We start from the raw sequence: 18,172 nt of genomic DNA, 5'->3' as shown, positions 1-18,172 counted from the left end.
GACTCAGGAATATAGAATCGTACGAGGGGCGCGGCAATCGCTTTGTTGTCACGCATCCATGCATTTTTGGAACTCCGAGAGCCCCGCCCATGCGCCGCAGGATCCCGTCCACCACCGCGCTGGCCGTGTTCGAGTCGGCGGCGCGCCACCGCAGCTTCACGCTTGCCGCCACCGAGCAGGCGATGACCCAGAGCGCGGTCAGCCGGCAGATCGCCGCACTGGAGACCTTCCTCGGCGTGAAGCTGTTCCGGCGCTCGAAGCGTGGTGTCGTGCTGACCGAAGCCGGGCGGCACTACAGCGAGCAGGTGGGCGCGCGGCTCGAGGCCATCGAACGCGACACGCTCGAGCTGATGGCCCGGCGCGGGCAGGGCGGCACGCTGGAGCTGGGCGTGGTGCCCACGTTCGCCACCAAGTGGCTGCTGCCGCGGCTGGGCGCGTTCCAGCAGGCGCACGAGGGCACGCTCGTGAACCTCACCCCGCGCACCCGGCCCTTCCTGTTCGACGGCACCCCGTTCGACGCCGCCATCTACGCGGGCGAGGCCAGCTGGCCCGGCACCGAGGGGCACTTCCTGATGCGAGAGAACCTGATCACCGTGGCGAGCCCGGAGCTCATCGCGCCGCGCGAACAGCTCAAGCCCGACGAACTCGGCCGCCTGCCGCTGCTGCAGCAGAGCACCCGGCCGCACGCGTGGCGTCACTGGTTCGAGTCGGCGGGCGTGCGGTCGGCGAACGACATGGCGGGGCCGCGCTACGAGCTGTTCTCGATGCTGACCGAGGCGGCGATCCATGGGCTCGGGGTGGCGCTGGTGCCTCGTTTCATGGTGGAGGACGAGCTGGAACGGGGGCGCCTCGTGCAGGTGGTGCGGCACGACTACCTGAGCGATCGGTCCTACTACCTGATCCATCCGCAGCAGCGGTCGGAGCGGCCGTTGCTCGCCGCGTTTCGTGGATGGCTGATCGCCGAAGCCACGGCCTACCGGGAGGCGCACGGACTGGGGTGAGCGGCAGGTTGTCGTACAACCTTATGCGAGAAGCTTCCTAGGGTTTCCCCGAGGGACGTGGAACGATCGCGACCTTCCGATCCTTTCCTCCTGGCCCGATGACCGCTCCCGCTTCCCGACTCCCTTCCTGGCGCACCGCCGCCCAGGCCCTGCTGCTCGTCTCGCTCGCCGCCCTTCAGGCCTGCGGCGGTGACGACGACGACACCGTGGAACCCACCGTGCTCGCCTCCGACGACTTCACGCAGGGCACGGCCAAGTGGAAGGTCGAGCAACAGGACGTGGCCGGCACCGTCACGGCCGCCAACGGCGTGCTCGACATCGTGCAGCCGTCCGGCGCGACGATCTGGTTCAAGCAGAAGTTCTCGGGCAACTACGAGATCCGCTTCACCGCGATCCCGGTGCCCATCACCTTCGCGGGCACCCGCTTCGTCGACCGCATCTCCGACCTGAACGTGTTCTGGAACGCGACCATCCCGGGCGCGGCGAACCCCGATCCCACGTCGGTCACCTACGACGGCGCGCTGGCCTCGTACAACCCGCTTTACCTGTACTACGTGGGCTTCGGTGCGAACAGCAACACGACCACGCGCCTGCGACGCAACGACGGCACGGCCGCGCGCCCGCAGATCACCGGCTACGCGACCGCGGAATCGGCCACCGCCGACGACAAGGCCGGCGGCATGACCGCGGACACGAGCCTCGTGGCCAACACGCCGACGCGCGTGCGCATCGTGTCGCGCGCGGCCACCGCGGCGGATCCGGTCACGCTGCGTTGGTATGCGAACGACAAACTGATCTTCAGCCACACGGACCCGGCGCGCTATGCGGAGGGCTGGTTCGCGTTCCGCACCACCACAAGCCACTTCCAGCTCAAGGACTTCCGCGTGGTGGCGTTGCCGGCGGAGTGAGGGCGATTCGGCGCTTGTTGCGATTCAACGGCCGGCCAGAGTCATGCCGTCGAATGCCTGAGCCCCGCGCGAAGGCGAGCGTGGCCACTCGCGTCACCAACCCATTGCGCTTGTGCTGCAGCGACCGCTTCTGGCACAAAGCGGTCCTCGCTGCTGGATTGTTGGCGGGCAGCTACCGACCCATACCGGCTGTACGCCGCGCTCCGAAGCAGGCGTGCGCCCGTAGGTCATGAGGCTAGACGAGACGCTCCCCCTCATTCGCAAGCACCTTGCGCATCAGAGCGGTCTGAAGTGTCACGCCTCGAAGCACTGGAAAGCGTCGCTCGACCACGTGAAATCCATGGAGGGCAAAAAAGGGCTCGGCAGTCTTGCTCACGTCCGACGTCAGCTCGGTCAGACCACGAGACTTGGCCTCCTGATGGATACGAGCCATCAGCCTTGTCCCAATTCCTTGCCGCGGATGAGCGCCCGACACAAAGAAGTGGTCGACGTATCCGTCCTGTTGGACGTCCGCGTAGCCGACGATTTCGTCACCAAGCTCGGCGACAAAGGGTCGGATTCTTCGAACTCGATTGGCCCATAGGTCTGTGTCCAAGTCCGCCGGAGCCCATGCCTCGACCTGCTCAGGTGAGTAGTCGCGGGAGGCAACCTCGTGGATGGCCGTGAAATACACGCGGAACAAGGCCGCTTCATCCCCAAGCCTGAACCGACGTATCTGCATGAAGTCCTCATCAGGCGACAACCTGAACCACGAGTCTGTCACACCTGACCCGCTGGCGAATGTCCGCTCCTGGCCGATTGCAGTCTCAACCACGGTTCGCGACGCATGACCGCTTCCGCTGGGCACGGCGGTTTTGGGTTCATCTCGACCAACTGCAGGCAAGACATTCGCTCACGCCAGGCGCAAGGCAATCGCCAGAGTCACCAGGCAGTGGACGGCCGGATCCCCCAAGCCGTCCACGTTTCACATCATCAGCCCGCGACGCGGAACTGATCGGCCTTCGCCGCCCCTTCCATCGCCGGATCGCTGACCGACGACTGGCCGGTCTCGACGTGGCCGGCGAAGCGGCGCAGCCAGTCGGCCTGGCCCACCACCTTCACCGACACGTCGTACCAGTGCGCCGTGTCGGCGACCGGGATGCGCACGTCGCTCGTGCCACGCGCCGGCACGATGACCGTCTGCGCGGGCACCGCGGCGTAGCGGTTGCGCACGATCGAGAACGTCGCGGCCACCGGTCCCGTGTTCACGAGCTGCAGCGACAGCTCGCCGTACTGCGGGTTCGCGCGGGCGATCACGTCCGGGTTGGGCTGGCCGGCCGACGCGGCACGCCGGGCGTTGCCGGCGATGTGGCGGTGGAAGCCGTTCGGGCCCAGGATCCACAGGTCGTACGCACCGCTCGCGGCCGGGGCCCACGTGCCGGTCAGCTGCTTGCCGGCCTCGACCGTGTAGCGGCGCGGGATGGCCGCGAGGTTCAGGCGGTCGTACACGTGGAAGACGGCGGCGGCGCGGCCGAGGTTCTCGAACACGACGTCGACCTTCGTGCCGTTGAGCACGGCGCTCGGCACGATGCGGGCGGTGGCCTGCAGGTCGTACGGCAGCGCACGGGCCGGGCGCACGCCCGACTTCTGCACCGGCAGCGTCACGGCCGACGGGGCGGCCGGCGTGGTGGTGCTGGGCAGCGCGCGGGCGCGGTTGGCCAGGGCCACCGTGTTCGGCAGGTTCGCGAAGAACGCGGAGTCTTCCGGGTCGGCGAAGTTGAAGCACGAGGTCAGGTCACCGGCCACGGCACGGCGCCAGGCGCTGATGTTCGGCTCCTTCACGCCGAAGCGGGCTTCGATGAAGCGGATCACCGACGTGTGGTCCGACACCTGCGAGTTCACGAACCCGCCCTTGCTCCACGGCGACAGGATGTAGAGCGGCACGCGCGGGCCCATGCCGTAGTTGCGGTGCAGGTACGTGGCCGACGAGCCGTTGAGGATCTCGTTGTACTCGCCGGTGGTGTCCACCGTCGAGGCGCCGGCCAGCACGGCCTGCGCCGGGTCGGCGTTCCACGTCACGTACGACGGGGCGGCCGGCGGCGGCACGTGGTCGAAGAAGCCGTCGTTCTCGTCGAAGTTGATGAAGAGGACGGTCTTGGCCCAGACGTCGGGGTTGGCGGTCAGCGCGTCCAGCACCTTGGCGGTGTAGTCGGCGCCCTGCGCGGGGCTCGACGGGCCCGGGTGCTCGGAGCCTTCGGCGGTGGCGACGACCCACGAGACCTGCGGCAGCTTGTCGGCGAGCACGTCTTCCTTGAGTTTGTCGAGGTCGCGCGTGGAGATGCCGCGGTCCTTGAGCTGCTGCGAGTAGCCCGGGCGGTTGTACCAGCCGTCGCGGAACACCTTGAACCCGGCGAGCGAGTTGTCGGTGAAGTTGTCGGCCATGTTCTGGTAGACCTGCCAGGAGATGCCGGCGGATTGCAGGCGCTCGGGGTAGGTGGTCCAGGTGTAGTCGTCGGCCGGGTTCTCGTTGAACCAGTCGTGGCTGTTGTCCGTGGACGGTCCGTTGCCCTTGCGCAGCGGGTCGTTCGTGCCGGTCCACAGGAACAGGCGGTTCGTGTTGGTGCCGGTCTGCGACGAGCAGTGGTAGGCGTCGCACACGGTGAACGCGTTGGCCATCGCGAACTGGAAGGGGATGTCCTCTTCCTTGTAGTAGCCCATCGAGTGGTTCTGCTTCGCGGCGGGCCACTTGTCCATGCGGCCGTGGTCCCACGCGGCCTGCGCGTCGGTCCACGAGTGTGGCGTGCCGCCCACGCGCATGACACCGAAGTTCTGCGCCGTGTTGAGGTGGAACGGGGCGACGGTGGTCGTGGTGGCGGCGGTGCCGGTGCGCGGCGGCTGCACGAACACGGTCTTGCCGGCGATGTTCGTGGTGTCGGCGCGGGGGATCGGGAACGGGTCGGCGAAGCCGCGCACGCCGTTCAGCGTGCCGAAGTAGTGGTCGAACGAGCGGTTCTCCTGCGTGAGGATCACGATGTGCTCGACGTCCTTCAGCGTGCCGGTGCGGCGGTTCGCCGCGATCGACAGCGCGCGGGCGATGGCCGGCGGGAACGAGGTCAGCGCAGCGGTGGCACCGGCGGTGGTGGCGACGGTGCGCAGGAACTTGCGGCGTTCCGGGGTGGTGTTCTGGGTCATCGTCCGGTCCTCAGGCGTTCTTGCGGCGGCGGGCGGCGGCGCCGACGAGGCCGAGGCCGGCCAGCATCATCAGCACGCTTTCGGGTTCGGGCACCGGGGCGCTGAACGTGAAGTCGTCCATCACGAAGTTCGCGTGGTCGTTGCTGCGGATCGTCACGCGGTCCACGAGGCCGGCGTAGCCGCTCGACAGGAACGACGACGTGCCCGACAGGCCCAGCGAGGCCGAGGAACCGACGAGGGCGCCCTGGTAGTACAGGTCGAACGCGACCGACACGCCTTCGAAGCCGGCGAACCAGGCGCCGTCGAACGTGCTGGCGGTGAGGAAGCTGACGGCGCTGGTGTCGACGGAACCGTCCCAGCCCACCGTGGCGCGGTAGTCGCCCGAGTGCGCCGAGAACGGCGCCTGTTCGCCGGCGTAGGCGAACCAGCTGCTGGCGGACCAGTCGAGGCCGCCGTAGTTGGACGGCACGAAACCATCCGCGCCGATGTCGTCGAACGTGAGGACCGTGGCGGATGCCAGCGGCGAGACGAGTGCGATGGCGGCCGCGACGGCTGCCAGGCGCAGGTTGAACTTGCCCATGAATACTCCTGTGGTGTTTTGGTTCTTGCGTCCCTCCGGCACAGGAGCATTCGGCCGCCCCGGCGCTCGGGGGCGCAGCCGGGGATCTTCGGAAGCGGGGGTGACAGGGCCGTGACGCGACCGTGTCAGTGCGCGGCGGGCGTACGATGTGTTGATTCACCGCAAGGAGCTTCCGATGGTCGACCTCGCCGCCCTGCTGGGCATCGCCATGACCCTGTCCGTCGGCACGATGAGCCCCGGGCCCAGCTTCGTGATGGTGGCGCGCACCGCGGTGTCGGCGTCGCGCGCCGACGGCGTGGCCGCGGCGCTGGGCATGGGCGTCGGAGGGGTGCTGTTCGCCATCGCCGCGCTGCTCGGGCTCAACGGGCTGCTGCAGGCGGTGCCGTCGCTCTATGTGGCGCTGAAGGTCGCGGGCGGGGCCTATCTCGCGTACCTCGGCTGGCGCATCTGGCGCGGGGCCGGAACGGCGTTGTCGATGTTCGCGGAAGGGCCCGTGGCGGGTGTCTCCTGGCGCCGCTCCTTCCTGTACGGGCTCTCGACGCAGGTGAGCAATCCCAAGACCGCGATCGTCTACGCGAGTGTGTTCGCGGCGTTCATGCCGGTGGCGCCCACCCTCGGGTTCGACCTCGCGGTGTGTGCCTCGGTGTTCGCGATCGAAGCGGGGTGGTATGGCATCGTGGCCGTGGTGCTGTCGTCGGCGCGGCCGCGCGGCGTGTACCTGCGGGCCAAGTCGGCCATCGACCGGCTGGCCGGGGGCGTGATGGTGCTGCTGGGGTTGCGGCTGGTGACGTCGGCCGCGCGCCCGTGACCGGTCCTCACCGGCTGTCGATCGCCGCCATCGCCTCCAGCAGCGTGTCGTACACGAGCCGCACCCGCGCCGGCACCGGCGACCGCTGCGCGCGGTACACGTAGAGCGGCCACGGGTCCGGGGCCAGCGAGTCGAACAGGCTGACGAGGCGGCCCGCGCGCAGGTGCGGCGCGGCGAGGAACCCGGGCAGCTGCGCGAAGCCGTAGCCCGCGACCGCCGCGGCGCATTCGGCCTCGGGGTCGTCGGTGACGAACGCGGGGTTCGCCGGCGTCACCTGCCGTCCGCCCTTGAAGAGCCACGCCCACGTGCGGCCGTTGTTGCGGTCGACGAACGCGGTGGTGGGGCGCGCGAACAGCGCCTCGAGGTCGCGCGGTGTGCCCACGCGGTCCAGCAGCGCAGGCGACCCGACGACGTGGAAGTGCACCTTCGCGACGGGCCGGGCGACGAAGCGGCTGTCCCGGAGCGCGCCGATGCGCACGCCCACGTCGATCTGCTGTTGCACCACGTCGGCGATCACCTCCGACAGCCGCAGGTCGATCACGAGGCCCGGGTGTTCGGCCGCGCAGGGCGCGAGCGCGTCGGTCACGAAGGGGCGGCCGATGATGGACGGCGCCGCCACGCGCACCGTGCCGGCATGGGCCGACAGGGCCCGGCGGTCGCGCCGCTCGAACAGCGTGTCGACACCCGCCACCGCGGCCCGAGCGCGCTCCAGCAGGCGAATGCCGAAGTCGCTCACCTGCACGCCGCGCGTGCTGCGGTGGAACAGCGGCTCCCCAGCTCGTCCTCCAGCGCCTTGACCACGCGGGTCACGACCTGGGGCGACACCGACAGGCGGGTGGCCGCCTCGCGGAAGTTGCCGGACTCGGCGGCGACGCAGAACACGCGCAGGGCTTCCAGGGGGTTGTTCATCGGTGTTCCAGTTCCGGGAATTCTGAACTCTGCCGGATTCCATTTACGGGCACAAGGGCCGCACCGATAGTTGCGTCACCAACCCACCCCGAAAGGAACCGACATGAACTCCCTCAACGGCATCCAGGACAAGGTCGTCGTCATCACCGGCGCGAGCAGCGGCCTCGGCGAGGCCACGGCCCGCCTGCTGGCCACACGCGGCGCGCGCCTGGTGCTGGCCGCCCGCCGCACCGACCGGCTGCAAGGCCTCGTCGCCGAACTCGAATCGAACGGTGCCCAGGCCATCGCCGTGACCACCGACGTGGGCGACGCCGCGCAGGTGCGTGCGCTGGCCGACGCGGCGCTGAAGCGTTTCGGCCGCATCGACGTGCTCGTCAACAACGCGGGCACCATGCCGCTGTCGCCGCTGGCCGCGCTGAAGGTCGACGAGTGGAGCCGCACGATCGACATCAACATCAAGGGTGTGCTGCACGGCATCGCCGCGGTGCTGCCGGTCATGACCGAGCAGAAGAGCGGGCACATCGTCAACATCGCCTCGATCGCCGGCCACAAGGTGTTCACGCCGATCGGCACGGTCTACAGCGCCACGAAGTTCGCGGTGCGCGCCATCTCCGAAGGGCTGCGCGCCGAAGCCCCGGCGGGTGTGCGCACGACCATCGTGTCGCCCGGGGCCGTGGCGTCCGAGCTGAAGGACCACAGCACGGACCCGGCCGCCCGCGCGGGGGTGCAGGCCTTCTACGAGCAGAACCAGATCCCGGCCGACTCGGTGGCGCGTGCCATTGCCTACGCCATCGAGCAGCCGGCCGAGGTGGACATCAACGAGGTGGTGCTGCGCCCCACCGTGCAGGAGTTCTGACCGGGGTCAGTGGCCTCGCCGGCGCTGCGCCAGGTGGCGGTACACCGTGCTGCGGTGGATGCCCAGCTGGCGCGCGGTGTCGGCGACCCGGCCTCCGCAGGCCTGCAGCGCCCGTTCGATGGCTTGTGCCGTGAGGTCGCCGAGTGCGACGGGCGCGGCCACCGGCGGGGCCGGATCCGCGGGAGCGGGATGTGCGACGAGCTGCACGCGCTCCACCGTCCCCCCGTCCGGCGCCAGCGCCACCGCCGTCTTCAAGGTGTGGATCAACTCCCGCACGTTCCCTGGCCACGGATGCCGGTCGAGCTGGTCGAGCGCCTCGTCCGACAGCGCGAGCCGGCGTGGCGCCGCGAGTGTGTCGAACAGCTTGCGGATGAGGCCGCGGCGGTCGGGCCGGTCGCGCAGCGCCGGCAGCGCGACGCCGTAGCCGGCGATGCGGTAGAGCAGGTCGCTGCGGAACGCCCCTTCGGCCGCGAGGCGCGGCAGGTCGCAGTGCGTGGCGCACACGAGGTCGAAATCGACCGTCACGGGTTTGCCGCCGCCGAGGGGCGTGACCTCGCGGGTCTCCAGCACCCGCAGCAGCCGCGTCTGCATCGCGAGCGGCATGTCGCCGATCTCGTCGAGGAACAGCACGCCGCCATCGGCCTCGCGCAGCCGGCCCGGGGCGCCGCGCCGGCGGGCGCCGGTGAAGGCGCCGTCGTCGTAGCCGAACAGCTCGGCCTCGATCAGGGTCTCGGGCAGCGCGGCACAGTTGACGGCGACGAACGGGCCATGGCGGCGCCGGCCTTCGTGGTGCAGTCGCTGCGCGAAGACTTCCTTGCCCGCGCCGGTCTCGCCGGTCACGAGCACTGGCACGCCCGCGTCGAGCACGCGCACGGCGACGGCCAGCAGCGTGTCGAACGGATCGGCCACCGGCGCCGGGCGCGGCGCCTCGCGGGCCGGCACGGACACCGCGACGGGCCGGGCGGACGGTGCGATGCCGGCGACGAGCGACGCGCCGCTGGGCAGCACGAGCACCTCGCCGCGCGGATCGATGCGCGACCAGGTGCGGCCGAGCACCCGCTCGACCGGCTGGCCGAGCAGCGAGTCCCAGGTCTCGCCGAGCAGCGAGAGGCCGATGCCGTTGGCGGCGACCACGCGGCCGTCCTCCACCGCCAGCAGCCCTTCTCGTGGCGTGCCGAGCAGGCCCGCCTTCGCGTGGAAACGCAGCACCTGGCCGCGGGCCGAGGCCAGCATCAACCGGTGTTCGATCTGCCGTGCGGCGAGGCGCACGAGGCCGAGGGCATGGGCGTCCAACCGCGAGGGTTCGCCCGACAGGTCCAGCACCCCGGCCACGTGGCCGGCGCCGTCGAACACGGGCGCTGCCGCACAGGCGAGGAACCCGTTGTGGTCGAGGAAGTGTTCGCCGCCCAGCACCGCGAGCGCCTCGCGTTCGATGAGCACGGTGCCGATCGCGTTGGTGCCGCGCGCGCCCTCGGACCAGTCGGCGCCCGGGCGCAATGCCACGCGGTCGGCCTTCGGCACGAACTCGGTGGAGCCCACCTCATCGAGGATGATCCCGTCGGGACCGCAGATCACCGCGATGCAGCCGGTGTCGGCGGCGTGCTGGGCGAGGCCGTCGAGTTCGGGCATCGCGCAGTCGAGCAGCGAGCGGGCTTCGTGGCGGCGCTCGCGCACGAGGGCGGTGGCCATGGGCACCCACAGCTCGGGCCGCGGGCCCTGGCTGCGGCAGCGCATCCACGAGCGCGTGATGTGCGGCGGCACCCAGCCGTCGGGGGCGCGGCCTTCGTCGAAGAAGCGTTCGCGGGCCTGCTGGACCCGCGACAGGCCGGATGGCATGTCGGACATGGCAACTCCTCGGTGTCGCACGGCATTCGCGCCATGCGACGTTGTCGCACCCGCCGGTGTCGCATCGTGCGACACCGCCGATGCGACGCGTGGACTTCGCAGTTTGCGCCCGAGGGCACGCCCCGCACAGCGGGCCTCGGGTAAGTCCGGAGGCTTTCGGGTATGGGCCTTGCGCCGTGTTTCGCGCCGCACGACGCGGCCCACCCGCAAACCCTGGAGAAACTCATGGACATGATGGAACCCGGCAAGTTCGGCCTCGCGGTGCCGTTCAAGAAGCGGTACGAGAACTACATCGGCGGGCAGTGGGTCGCTCCGTCCGGTGGCCAGTACTTCGACAACGTCACGCCCGTCACGGGCAAGGTCTTCTGCGAGGTGCCGCGTTCGACGGCCGAGGACATCGACCGCGCGCTCGACGCCGCACATGCCGCGAAGGTGGCCTGGGGCAAGACTTCGCCGGCCGAACGCGCCAACGTGCTGAACCGCATCGCCGACCGCATCGAGCAGAACCTGCCGATGCTGGCCACGGCGGAGACCTGGGACAACGGCAAGCCCATCCGCGAGACGATGGCGGCCGACCTGCCGCTCGCCGTCGACCACTTCCGCTACTTCGCGTCGTGCGTGCGCGCGCAGGAAGGGGGCATCAGCGAGATCGACCACCAGACCTTCGCGTACCACTTCCACGAGCCGCTGGGCGTGGTGGGCCAGATCATCCCGTGGAACTTCCCGATCCTGATGGCAGTGTGGAAGCTCGCGCCCGCGCTGGCCGCCGGCAACTGCGTGGTGCTCAAGCCCGCGGAGCAGACGCCCGCGTCCATCCTCGTGCTGATGGAGCTCATCGGCGACCTGTTGCCGCCGGGCGTGGTCAACATCGTCAACGGCTTCGGCGTGGAGGCGGGCAAGCCGCTCGCGTCGAGCAACCGCATCGCGAAGATCGCGTTCACCGGCGAGACCACCACCGGCCGGCTGATCATGCAGTACGCGAGCCAGAACATCATTCCCGTGACGCTGGAACTCGGCGGCAAGTCGCCCAACATCTTCTTCGCCGACGTGATGTCGAAGGACGACGCGTTCCTCGACAAGGCCCTGGAGGGCTTCGCGATGTTCGCGCTGAACCAGGGCGAGGTGTGCACCTGCCCGTCGCGCGCGCTGGTGCAGGAGTCGGTCTACGAGAAGTTCATGGAAAAGGCCATCGCGCGCGTCGGCAAGATCAAGCAGGGCAACCCGCTCGAGAGCGACACGATGATCGGCGCGCAGGCTTCGAACGAGCAGCTGGAGAAGATCCTCAGCTACCTCGACATCGGCAAGCAGGAGGGCGCGAAGTGCCTGATCGGTGGCGAGCGGCACAAGATGGCCGGTGAACTGGAGGGCGGCTACTACGTGAAGCCCACGGTGTTCCAGGGCAACAACAAGATGCGCATCTTCCAGGAGGAGATCTTCGGTCCGGTGGTGTCGGTCACCACGTTCAAGGACGAGGCGGAGGCCCTGGCCATCGCCAACGACACGCTCTACGGCCTCGGGGCGGGCGTGTGGAGCCGCGACATGAACACCGCGTTCCGCATGGGCCGCGGCATCCAGGCAGGACGGGTGTGGACGAACTGCTACCACCACTACCCGGCACACGCCGCGTTCGGCGGCTACAAGAACTCGGGCATCGGACGCGAGAACCACAAGATGATGCTCGACCACTACCAGCAGACGAAGAACCTGCTGGTGAGCTACAGCGACAGCGCGCTGGGGTTCTTCTGATGGACACGGACACCACCACCGTGCCGCAGGTGACGGCCACCGATGCCGCGCTTTCGCTGATCGGCGTCGTCACGGGCAAGCACGGCCCGGTGATGTTCCACCAGAGCGGGGGCTGCTGCGACGGCAGCGCCCCGATGTGCTACCCGGCGGGCGACTTCATCGTGGGCGACCGCGACCGCCTGCTGGGGCACATCGGCGGCGCGCCGTTCTACATCAGCGGCCCGCAGTTCGAGTACTGGAAACACACCCAGCTGATCATCGACGTGGTGCCGGGGCGCGGGGGCATGTTCTCGCTGGAGGGACCGGAAGGGCTGAGGTTCCTCACGCGCTCGCGCCTGTTCACGGACGAGGAGTTCGCCACGCTGGAGGCCGAAGGGCGGGTCTAGGGGATCTTGCGAGTCACCGCCAGGACCGGCGGATGGGCGAGGGTCTGGTAGACGACGCAGTACCGTTCGGTCAGGCGCAGCAGCGTGGCGAGCTGCTCCTCCGACGCATCGGTGTCGAGCGTGAACTGGAGGCGGATGTCGCGGAAGCCCACGGGCACGTCCTTCGTGACGCCGAGGGTGCCGCGGAAGTCGAGGTCGCCTTCGGCGCGCAGCGTGGCGTCGCGCAGTTCGATGCCGAGCGAGGTGGCCACCGCGCCGAGGGTCACCCCGGCGCAGGCCACCAGGGCTTCGAGCAGCATGTCGCCCGAACACGCGGCCAGGCCGTTGCCGCCGGTGGCCGGGTGGAGGCCGGCGACGACGAGGGCCTTGCCGGTCTCGAGGCGGCACGTGACCCCCTCGCCGGCGCGGCCTTCGGCGCTGAGGGTGACGAGGGCCGCCTGCGGGGTGTCGCGGTAGCGCTCCTTCAGGGGCGCCTGGGCGGCACGGAGTTGATCGGCGTTCATCGGGGCCTCCAGCGGTTGGGGCGGCGGGCGTTCAGAAGCCCGCGGCGAGTTCGGCGGTGAGTGCTGCGGCGCCCACCGCCTTGCAGCCGGTGGGGTTCTGGCCGGACCACAGGGGGGAGAAGTCGCCACTGCCGGCGGCCTCGGCCTTCGCGCGAAGCGGGGCGATGGCGGCGGTGGCGGTCGGGAACGGCGGTGCGGACGGGGAGAGCGGCCCCAGTTCCCGCATCAGCCGGTTCACGATGCCGCGGGCCGGGCGGCCGGTGAAGAGGGTGGTGAGTGCCGTGTGGCGCGCCGCCTCGCTCTGCAGCGCGCGGCGGTGCAGGGCGCTGGTGGTGGCCTCGTCGCACAGCATGTACGAGGTGCCCACCTGAACGCCGGCCGCCCCGAGCGCCATCGCGGCGCGCACGCCCGCGGCGTCGGCGATGCCGCCGGCCGCGACCACCGGCACCTTCACCGCGGCCACCACCTGCGGCAGCAGCGCGAACGTGGGCACCTGCGTGGTCAGGTCGTCGGTCAGGAAGATGCCACGGTGGCCGCCGGCCTCCAGGCCCTGCGCGATGACGGCGTCGACGCCGTGGCGTTCGAGCCAGAGGGCCTCGTCCACCGTGGTGGCCGACGCGAGGATGCGGCTGCCCCAGCCCTTCACGCGGGCGAGCAGCTCGGGCGCGGGCAGGCCGAAGTGGAAGCTGACGACGGGCGGGCGGAACGGCTCGACGAGGTCGGCGATGGCCGCGTCGAACGGCGCGCGGCCCGCACCGGGCGGGATGCTGTCGACGTCGAGGCCGAACTCGGCGTGGTACGGCCGCAGCGCGTCGCGCCACACCTTCTCGCGGGCCGCGTCGGGGGCCGGGTTGGTGTGGGCGAAGAAGTTGACGTTGAACGGGCGGTCGGTGCCGGCGCGGATCGCGGTGAGTTCGGCGCGCAGCTGGTCGGGCGACAGCATGGCGGCGGGCAGCGACCCGAGGGCGCCGGCGTTCGACACCGCGATGGCCATCGCGTGCGTCTGGATGCCGGCCATCGGGGCCTGGATCAGGGGGAGGGCGGTGCCCAGGAGGTCGCGGAGGTTCATGGCGGCGGGTGGAGAACTCGAACCGGCAGACTACTCCAAAGCCGCCGCCGCCGCCTCGGTCACGCCAGATGGGCCTCGAACCCGGTGCGCTCGGGTGCGACGTGCTCGGCGAGCGCGTGGCCGTCGGGGAAGTCGCCGCCGTTCTGTGCGCGGAACGGCAGCGGCGTTTCGTCGAACACGCCTTGCAGGCGGGTGCGCCACGCCGCCCTGGCCGCTTCCACGCCCTCGGGGGTGATGCGCCCGGTGCCGTAGGTCGCGTGCGTGCGCAGCACCGACATGCCTGGGTAGAACAGCGTGCCGTGGGTGATCGGGAACAGCAGCTGGTCGAGCGGGCCGTTGATGCCGCGCGGGCCGTAGTCGGCCGCCGGGCCGCCGGTGGTCACCGACACCATCGCGCGGCGCCCGTGGAAGCCGCCCTCGCCGTAGCGGTGCCGGTTGCCGGCGCCCTGGTAGCCGTACGCGAGCCCTTGCGCCCACACGCGGTCGATCCAGCCCTTGAGGATGGCCGGCATGCCGAACCACCAGAGCGGGAACTGCAGGATCACGAGGTCGGCGGCCAGCACCTTGGCCTGCTCGGCCACGACGTCGTCGGTCTGCCGGCCGTTCGCGTAGGCGTGGCCGGATTCGCGGACGAAGGACAGGCGCTCCGGGTCGGCGCGCTGCGGGAAGTCGGCGGCGTCGGCGACGGCCTTCCAGCCCATGGCGTAGAGGTCGGACTGCAGCACGCGGTGGCCGGCCTCGCGCAGCGTGTGGTCGGCGGTGTCGACGAGCGTGCGGGTCAGCGACGTGGGTTCGGGCTGGGCGTGGACGATGAGGATGGTCTTGGACATGGGACGGGCGTTGAAGAAGCGATGTCCCGGATTCTGGGGAGCCGGCCGCCATCCGTGAAATCGCGATCGGCTTGGCCTACCATCCATGGAATGGATACCAGCCGCCTCGACCTGAACCTGCTCGTGACCCTGGAGGCGCTGCTGGCCGAGCGCAACGTGACGAAGGCGGCTGCGAGGCTGCACCTGAGCCAGCCGGCCGTCAGCGCGCAGCTGAGCCGCCTGCGCGACCACTTCGGCGACCCGTTGCTGCTGCCCGCCCAGCGGGGCATGACGCCCACGGCGAAGGCCCTGGCGCTGCTGGAGCCGTTGCGCCAGGCGCTGGACCAGGTGCGGTCCGCCGTGGGGTCGCACCTCGAGTTCGATCCGGCGACGGCGGAGATCACCGTGACCATCGCCGCGTCGGACTACCTGCAGACGGCGGTGCTGCAGCCGCTGGTGCTGCGGCTGAGGCGGCGTGCCCCCGGCGTGCGGGTCGCGCTGCGCCACCTCGATCCGCACCAGCTCGACGGACAGATGACCCGCGGCGAGGTGGACGTCGCGCTGCTGATGCCCAGCGAGGCGCCGCCGGGCCTGCGCATGCGGCCGCTCTTCCACGAACGCTACGTGCTCATCGCCCGCCGGAACCATCCGGCCGTGCACGGGAAGCTGACGCCGAAGGCCTACGCGCGGCTGGAGCAGGTGATCGTGTCACCCGCCGGCGGCGCGTTCTCGTCCCCGGTGGACCATGCACTCTCTGCGCTTGGCCTGCAGCGCAAGGTGGTGCTGTCGGCCGCATCGTTCCTGTTCGTGCCCGACATCGTTGCCCGCTCCGACCTCGTCGCGATGGTGCCCGAGCGCCTCGTCAAGGGCCGCGCGGCCGGGCTGCAGGTGCTGCCGTGCCCGTTCCCGGTCGAAGGGTTCGAACTGTGCCTGGTCTGGCACGAGCGCAACCACGGGCACGTGGCGCAGCGGTGGTTGCGGGACGAGGTGGTGGCGGTGGCGGGGTGACGGCGTCGCGCGGGCCGATCAGGTCGGAGCGCACCCGGCGCTGGCCATCTGTGCCTCGATGCGGTTGATGTCGTCCCGGGCGTTCATCACCTCCATGGAGCGGTCGACGTTGGGGCTGGTGCTCCCGCGGATGCCGGCGTTGCGGCGGCCGTACGCGTCGCCCCGCTGCTTGTTCAGCTTGGCGCAATCGACGGTCTTGCCGATGGCATGGCCCGCGGCCATGGGCTGCGGTGCCCGTGCGGGCGCCACGGTGCCGGGGAGCTTCGCCTTCCGGGCGTCGGCTTCGGCCTTCGCGGCCTGCACTTCTTCTTCGCTCGGGCCGGGCTTGATCTCGAGCGACTTGCCTTGCCCGGGACAAGGTGCCGACTGATAGACGGTCTTGCCGCCGACCGAGCATTTGAAGACCTCCTGAGCCGAGGCAGGACCCTGGCAGGCGAGGACAAGGCCTGCCGTAGCGAACAGGTGACGGGTCGTGATGGTCATGTGCGGATCCTCATGGGTCGGGTTCGAGTTCCGGCGCGGACGGCGCCGTGCGCTACTTCTTCCTCAGCCGGTCGAGCAACTCGTTGGCCGCGGCGTGCGACGTCTTCTCGATGCGCCGCCGCCGGTGGATGTCGACCGCGCGGCCGAGGCCTCGTCCCAGCGCCTGCAGGCGAGGGGGCGCGGCCCGCCACAGCAGCGGCAGGACCCGCCAGGCCCGGTGCCCGTCCAGGGGCGCCATGGGAAACAGGTTGAGGGCGGCGATGACGATGTTCGCGTGGAGGAAGACGAACAGGACGGGTTGCAGCACCGGGGCGCTTCCGGGCAGCAGCGCGGAGGCGGCCTGGAGGACGAGGAGGGCGGCCACGAACAGGCACAGCTGCGCCAGCACGCCGCCCCAGGCGATGAACACGTCGTCCTCCTCCCGCTCGGGCGCCTCGACCTCGCAGACGCCGTGCAGCAGGTAGAGGCGGATGCCGATGACATCGAGCCCGCGCGACCGTGCGGCGACCGCGTGGCCCAGTTCGTGGACCGCCATCAGCACGAGGAAGGCCAGCACGCTCGACAGGGCCGCCAGCACGTTCTGGCGGTGCAGCAGGCACCACCCGAACGGCAGCAGGGCCGACCAGTGCAGTGCGACCGGAACCCCCATCCAGCGGCCGAGTTGCCAGAAGCCGAGGGTCATGCTCCGCCCTCGCGCACCCGATCGAGCAGCCGCTGCATCACCCGTTGCTCAGGTTCGGCACCTTGGGGCGGCCGCGTGTGCTGGCCCGAGGTCAGCACCGTCAGTGTCACGATCGAGTGGTCGGTGGCCGCGGTGCCGCCCATGACCTTGACGACCGCCACGACCGGGCTTGCGCCTGCCTCGCAGAAGCCGTCGGGCATGACGAACCGGGTGGGTGCCGGCTTGCGGGCCTTCTCCTCGACGTCGGTCCTGAACTGGTTGATTCGCCGGTCGTTTCCCCGGAGGAAGAGCAGCGTGACCGAGGGCAGCTTGCCGGACACGGGGTCGAACCGGCACACGAGCGCGCCGTCGCCCTTCTCGATCGAATGGGTGTTGCGCAGGTCGCCGGGAACGCCGAGTTCGACCAGGTCGTCCGGCGTGAGCAGCCCGCACCCCGCTGCGTGGCCCGTGCGACCGACCCGGACGATCGCGGGGGCGCCCGGCGTGTCCTCATCGGAAATGGGCACGGAACGCTGGCCGTCCCGGTTCGCGGACGGGCGCGGCCGGCAGTCGTTGCCACGGTGGGACCATTCGACGACCCGGCCGTTCTCCAGTTCGAACGTCGTGGTGCAGGACAACCTCACGTTCACGTACTCCCGATCGCCGGTCCGGGAGCGCTCCCGGGCGATGCGGCGCGATTCGAAGGCGATGGACCTGCGGCCATCGGCCTCGGTGGTGCGCAGCGGCGCGCCCCATTCGCGGACGAGTTCCTCTTCGGGGGCGCCGGCCCAGGAGGCGAGGGTGGTGTCGTAGGTCATCGGCGCCGCGCAGGCGGACAGGGCCAGGACCGTGGCGACGGTGAGGGGTTTGAGCATGTTCAGCGCAGTTCGACCGTCGTGTCGCGGGTCGGGTCCCCGCTGCCGCTGCGGCCCGGATGGGTCAGGGACCAGGCCACCGCCTTCGGGATCGACGCCTTCTGGAAGACCGCATCGACCCGGAAGACGAGCTGGCTGCCGGCCGGTCGACTGGCGTGGAACACCGCCTTCTCCGGATCGGCCGCGTCGAAGCAGTCGATCTCGCGCCGGGTCGCATCGGTGCTCGACAGCGACGAGCGGCACGGGATCTCGTGCCGGGCGACGCAGGCGCTGCCGGGAATGCTCTCGATGACGGGCCAGGTCGACACGCTCTCGTTGCTCGATTCGAACAGCTGCACCACGCAGGTGAGGTCGTCGGCGTCGGTGGACCGCACGGCGATCCGGAACGCCGACGGCGTGGTGCCCGTGGGGGCGGTGATGGGGCTGGGCGTGACGCCGAATTCCTCGATGTCGGGTTCCTCTCCGCAGCCGGCCAGCAGCACGACGGAGAGGCAGAGAACGCTGAGTCTGGAGGTCATGAAGGCCGGGGGACGGGTTCGCGTTTCGGGGTGGGA

General features: G+C 70.4%; 20 protein-coding genes. 7 read left to right on the top strand and 13 right to left on the bottom strand.

All coding sequences use genetic code 11. From position 1 onward, the window contains the following. The first annotated feature begins 89 nt into the window (after positions 1–89). Both A4W93_RS24930 and A4W93_RS24925 read left to right on the top strand, forming a co-directional pair. The gene (locus A4W93_RS24930; RefSeq protein ID WP_085753181.1) at positions 90–1,001 is read left to right on the top strand and encodes a LysR substrate-binding domain-containing protein; all 912 of its coding nucleotides are present in this window, start codon (positions 90–92) and stop codon (positions 999–1,001) included. 98 nt (positions 1,002–1,099) lie between these two features. Then, a complete protein-coding gene (locus A4W93_RS24925; protein ID WP_085753180.1) occupies positions 1,100–1,909 on the top strand; it encodes a DUF6250 domain-containing protein in 810 nt (269 codons plus the stop codon). Positions 1,910–2,144: 235 nt separating this feature from the next. On the opposite strand, the gene A4W93_RS24920 is transcribed toward A4W93_RS24925, so the two are convergent. From A4W93_RS24920 to A4W93_RS30545, 3 genes are all read right to left on the bottom strand, one after another. Next, positions 2,145–2,630 carry a GNAT family N-acetyltransferase gene (locus tag A4W93_RS24920; protein ID WP_085754318.1) on the bottom strand — a complete coding sequence of 162 codons (486 nt, stop codon included), beginning with the start codon at positions 2,628–2,630 and terminating at the stop codon, positions 2,145–2,147. Between the two features lie 251 nt (positions 2,631–2,881). Beyond that, positions 2,882–5,080 (bottom strand): phosphocholine-specific phospholipase C, encoded by a 2,199-nt coding sequence (locus A4W93_RS24915; protein ID WP_085753179.1) that lies wholly within the window; start codon positions 5,078–5,080, stop codon positions 2,882–2,884. Between the two features lie 10 nt (positions 5,081–5,090). After that, positions 5,091–5,660, bottom strand: coding sequence for a PEP-CTERM sorting domain-containing protein (locus A4W93_RS30545; RefSeq protein WP_085753178.1), 570 nt, complete (start codon positions 5,658–5,660; stop codon positions 5,091–5,093). Positions 5,661–5,835: 175 nt separating this feature from the next. Between A4W93_RS30545 and A4W93_RS24905 the strand changes: the two genes are divergently transcribed. Beyond that, complete coding sequence (locus tag A4W93_RS24905; RefSeq protein ID WP_085753177.1) at positions 5,836–6,468, top strand: LysE family translocator; 633 nt, start codon at positions 5,836–5,838, stop codon at positions 6,466–6,468. A 7-nt stretch (positions 6,469–6,475) separates the two neighbouring features. Here A4W93_RS24905 and A4W93_RS24900 read toward each other — a convergent pair whose 3' ends face one another. Both A4W93_RS24900 and A4W93_RS30765 read right to left on the bottom strand, forming a co-directional pair. After that, positions 6,476–7,210 carry a substrate binding domain-containing protein gene (locus A4W93_RS24900; RefSeq protein ID WP_320409205.1) on the bottom strand — a complete coding sequence of 245 codons (735 nt, stop codon included), beginning with the start codon at positions 7,208–7,210 and terminating at the stop codon, positions 6,476–6,478. Continuing rightward, complete coding sequence (locus tag A4W93_RS30765; RefSeq protein WP_320409204.1) at positions 7,201–7,377, bottom strand: helix-turn-helix domain-containing protein; 177 nt, start codon at positions 7,375–7,377, stop codon at positions 7,201–7,203. The genes A4W93_RS24900 and A4W93_RS30765 overlap by 10 nt, the downstream gene beginning before the upstream one ends. Before the next feature lie 103 nt (positions 7,378–7,480). Here A4W93_RS30765 and A4W93_RS24895 point away from each other — a divergent pair, with 103 nt between their 5' ends. Beyond that, a complete protein-coding gene (locus A4W93_RS24895) occupies positions 7,481–8,233 on the top strand; it encodes an SDR family oxidoreductase (RefSeq protein ID WP_085753176.1) in 753 nt (250 codons plus the stop codon). A gap of 6 nt (positions 8,234–8,239) precedes the next feature. On the opposite strand, the gene A4W93_RS24890 is transcribed toward A4W93_RS24895, so the two are convergent. Then, entirely contained in the window at positions 8,240–10,078 is a 1,839-nt protein-coding gene (locus A4W93_RS24890) for a sigma-54-dependent Fis family transcriptional regulator (protein ID WP_237357620.1), read from the bottom strand. Positions 10,079–10,303: 225 nt separating this feature from the next. On the opposite strand from A4W93_RS24890, the gene adh reads away from it, so the two are divergent. Then, positions 10,304–11,824: an aldehyde dehydrogenase gene (gene adh, locus A4W93_RS24885; protein ID WP_085753175.1), complete on the top strand. Its 1,521-nt coding sequence runs from the start codon at positions 10,304–10,306 to the stop codon at positions 11,822–11,824. Beyond that, complete coding sequence (locus tag A4W93_RS24880; RefSeq protein WP_099959983.1) at positions 11,824–12,210, top strand: DUF779 domain-containing protein; 387 nt, start codon at positions 11,824–11,826, stop codon at positions 12,208–12,210. The genes adh and A4W93_RS24880 overlap by 1 nt, the downstream gene beginning before the upstream one ends. Here the strand turns inward: A4W93_RS24880 and A4W93_RS24875 are convergent. Genes A4W93_RS24875 through A4W93_RS24865 form a run of 3 tightly spaced genes read right to left on the bottom strand, consistent with a single transcriptional unit; the run spans position 12,207 to position 14,612 of the window. Then, entirely contained in the window at positions 12,207–12,713 is a 507-nt protein-coding gene (locus tag A4W93_RS24875; protein ID WP_085753174.1) for an OsmC family protein, read from the bottom strand. The genes A4W93_RS24880 and A4W93_RS24875 overlap by 4 nt on opposite strands. A 31-nt stretch (positions 12,714–12,744) precedes the next feature. Beyond that, positions 12,745–13,782, bottom strand: coding sequence for an NAD(P)H-dependent flavin oxidoreductase (locus A4W93_RS24870; protein ID WP_085753173.1), 1,038 nt, complete (start codon positions 13,780–13,782; stop codon positions 12,745–12,747). Positions 13,783–13,841: 59 nt separating this feature from the next. Continuing rightward, positions 13,842–14,612, bottom strand: a complete 771-nt coding sequence (locus A4W93_RS24865; RefSeq protein WP_085753172.1) for an NAD(P)H-dependent oxidoreductase — start codon at positions 14,610–14,612, stop codon at positions 13,842–13,844. Positions 14,613–14,702: 90 nt separating this feature from the next. Between A4W93_RS24865 and A4W93_RS24860 the strand changes: the two genes are divergently transcribed. Then, complete coding sequence (locus A4W93_RS24860; protein WP_085753171.1) at positions 14,703–15,599, top strand: LysR family transcriptional regulator; 897 nt, start codon at positions 14,703–14,705, stop codon at positions 15,597–15,599. An 18-nt stretch (positions 15,600–15,617) separates the two neighbouring features. Here A4W93_RS24860 and A4W93_RS24855 read toward each other — a convergent pair whose 3' ends face one another. From A4W93_RS24855 to A4W93_RS29915, 4 genes are read right to left on the bottom strand one after another with little or no spacing between them, the layout of a single operon-like run. Beyond that, on the bottom strand, positions 15,618–16,082 hold the full coding sequence (locus tag A4W93_RS24855) for a DUF4124 domain-containing protein (RefSeq protein WP_085753170.1): 465 nt from the start codon (positions 16,080–16,082) through the stop codon (positions 15,618–15,620). Positions 16,083–16,134: 52 nt separating this feature from the next. Continuing rightward, entirely contained in the window at positions 16,135–16,764 is a 630-nt protein-coding gene (locus tag A4W93_RS24850; protein ID WP_085753169.1) for a zinc metalloprotease, read from the bottom strand. Then, complete coding sequence (locus tag A4W93_RS24845; RefSeq protein ID WP_085753168.1) at positions 16,761–17,618, bottom strand: hypothetical protein; 858 nt, start codon at positions 17,616–17,618, stop codon at positions 16,761–16,763. The genes A4W93_RS24850 and A4W93_RS24845 overlap by 4 nt, the downstream gene beginning before the upstream one ends. A 2-nt stretch (positions 17,619–17,620) precedes the next feature. Then, the gene (locus A4W93_RS29915; protein ID WP_157131770.1) at positions 17,621–18,136 is read right to left on the bottom strand and encodes a hypothetical protein; all 516 of its coding nucleotides are present in this window, start codon (positions 18,134–18,136) and stop codon (positions 17,621–17,623) included. Positions 18,137–18,172: the final 36 nt, after the last annotated feature.

Source organism: Piscinibacter gummiphilus, from assembly GCF_002116905.1.
Lineage (GTDB): Bacteria > Pseudomonadota > Gammaproteobacteria > Burkholderiales > Burkholderiaceae_C > Rhizobacter > Rhizobacter gummiphilus.
Note: the sequence above shows the minus strand (reverse complement) of the source record. Positions and strands in the feature narration are given on the sequence as shown.

What these genes read in the sequence shown, in the direction of transcription:
- A4W93_RS24930 (WP_085753181.1), top strand. Translation starts at nt 90, where the DNA reads ATGCGCCGCAGGATCCCGTCCACCACCGCGCTGGCCGTGTTCGAGTCG.
- A4W93_RS24925 (WP_085753180.1), top strand. Translation starts at nt 1,100, where the DNA reads ATGACCGCTCCCGCTTCCCGACTCCCTTCCTGGCGCACCGCCGCCCAG.
- A4W93_RS24920 (WP_085754318.1), bottom strand. Translation starts at nt 2,630, where the DNA reads ATGCAGATACGTCGGTTCAGGCTTGGGGATGAAGCGGCCTTGTTCCGC.
- A4W93_RS24915 (WP_085753179.1), bottom strand. Translation starts at nt 5,080, where the DNA reads ATGACCCAGAACACCACCCCGGAACGCCGCAAGTTCCTGCGCACCGTC.
- A4W93_RS30545 (WP_085753178.1), bottom strand. Translation starts at nt 5,660, where the DNA reads ATGGGCAAGTTCAACCTGCGCCTGGCAGCCGTCGCGGCCGCCATCGCA.
- A4W93_RS24905 (WP_085753177.1), top strand. Translation starts at nt 5,836, where the DNA reads ATGGTCGACCTCGCCGCCCTGCTGGGCATCGCCATGACCCTGTCCGTC.
- A4W93_RS30765 (WP_320409204.1), bottom strand. Translation starts at nt 7,377, where the DNA reads ATGAACAACCCCCTGGAAGCCCTGCGCGTGTTCTGCGTCGCCGCCGAG.
- A4W93_RS24895 (WP_085753176.1), top strand. Translation starts at nt 7,481, where the DNA reads ATGAACTCCCTCAACGGCATCCAGGACAAGGTCGTCGTCATCACCGGC.
- A4W93_RS24890 (WP_237357620.1), bottom strand. Translation starts at nt 10,078, where the DNA reads ATGTCCGACATGCCATCCGGCCTGTCGCGGGTCCAGCAGGCCCGCGAA.
- adh (WP_085753175.1), top strand. Translation starts at nt 10,304, where the DNA reads ATGGACATGATGGAACCCGGCAAGTTCGGCCTCGCGGTGCCGTTCAAG.
- A4W93_RS24880 (WP_099959983.1), top strand. Translation starts at nt 11,824, where the DNA reads ATGGACACGGACACCACCACCGTGCCGCAGGTGACGGCCACCGATGCC.
- A4W93_RS24875 (WP_085753174.1), bottom strand. Translation starts at nt 12,713, where the DNA reads ATGAACGCCGATCAACTCCGTGCCGCCCAGGCGCCCCTGAAGGAGCGC.
- A4W93_RS24870 (WP_085753173.1), bottom strand. Translation starts at nt 13,782, where the DNA reads ATGAACCTCCGCGACCTCCTGGGCACCGCCCTCCCCCTGATCCAGGCC.
- A4W93_RS24865 (WP_085753172.1), bottom strand. Translation starts at nt 14,612, where the DNA reads ATGTCCAAGACCATCCTCATCGTCCACGCCCAGCCCGAACCCACGTCG.
- A4W93_RS24860 (WP_085753171.1), top strand. Translation starts at nt 14,703, where the DNA reads ATGGATACCAGCCGCCTCGACCTGAACCTGCTCGTGACCCTGGAGGCG.
- A4W93_RS24855 (WP_085753170.1), bottom strand. Translation starts at nt 16,082, where the DNA reads ATGACCATCACGACCCGTCACCTGTTCGCTACGGCAGGCCTTGTCCTC.
- A4W93_RS24850 (WP_085753169.1), bottom strand. Translation starts at nt 16,764, where the DNA reads ATGACCCTCGGCTTCTGGCAACTCGGCCGCTGGATGGGGGTTCCGGTC.
- A4W93_RS24845 (WP_085753168.1), bottom strand. Translation starts at nt 17,618, where the DNA reads ATGCTCAAACCCCTCACCGTCGCCACGGTCCTGGCCCTGTCCGCCTGC.
- A4W93_RS29915 (WP_157131770.1), bottom strand. Translation starts at nt 18,136, where the DNA reads ATGACCTCCAGACTCAGCGTTCTCTGCCTCTCCGTCGTGCTGCTGGCC.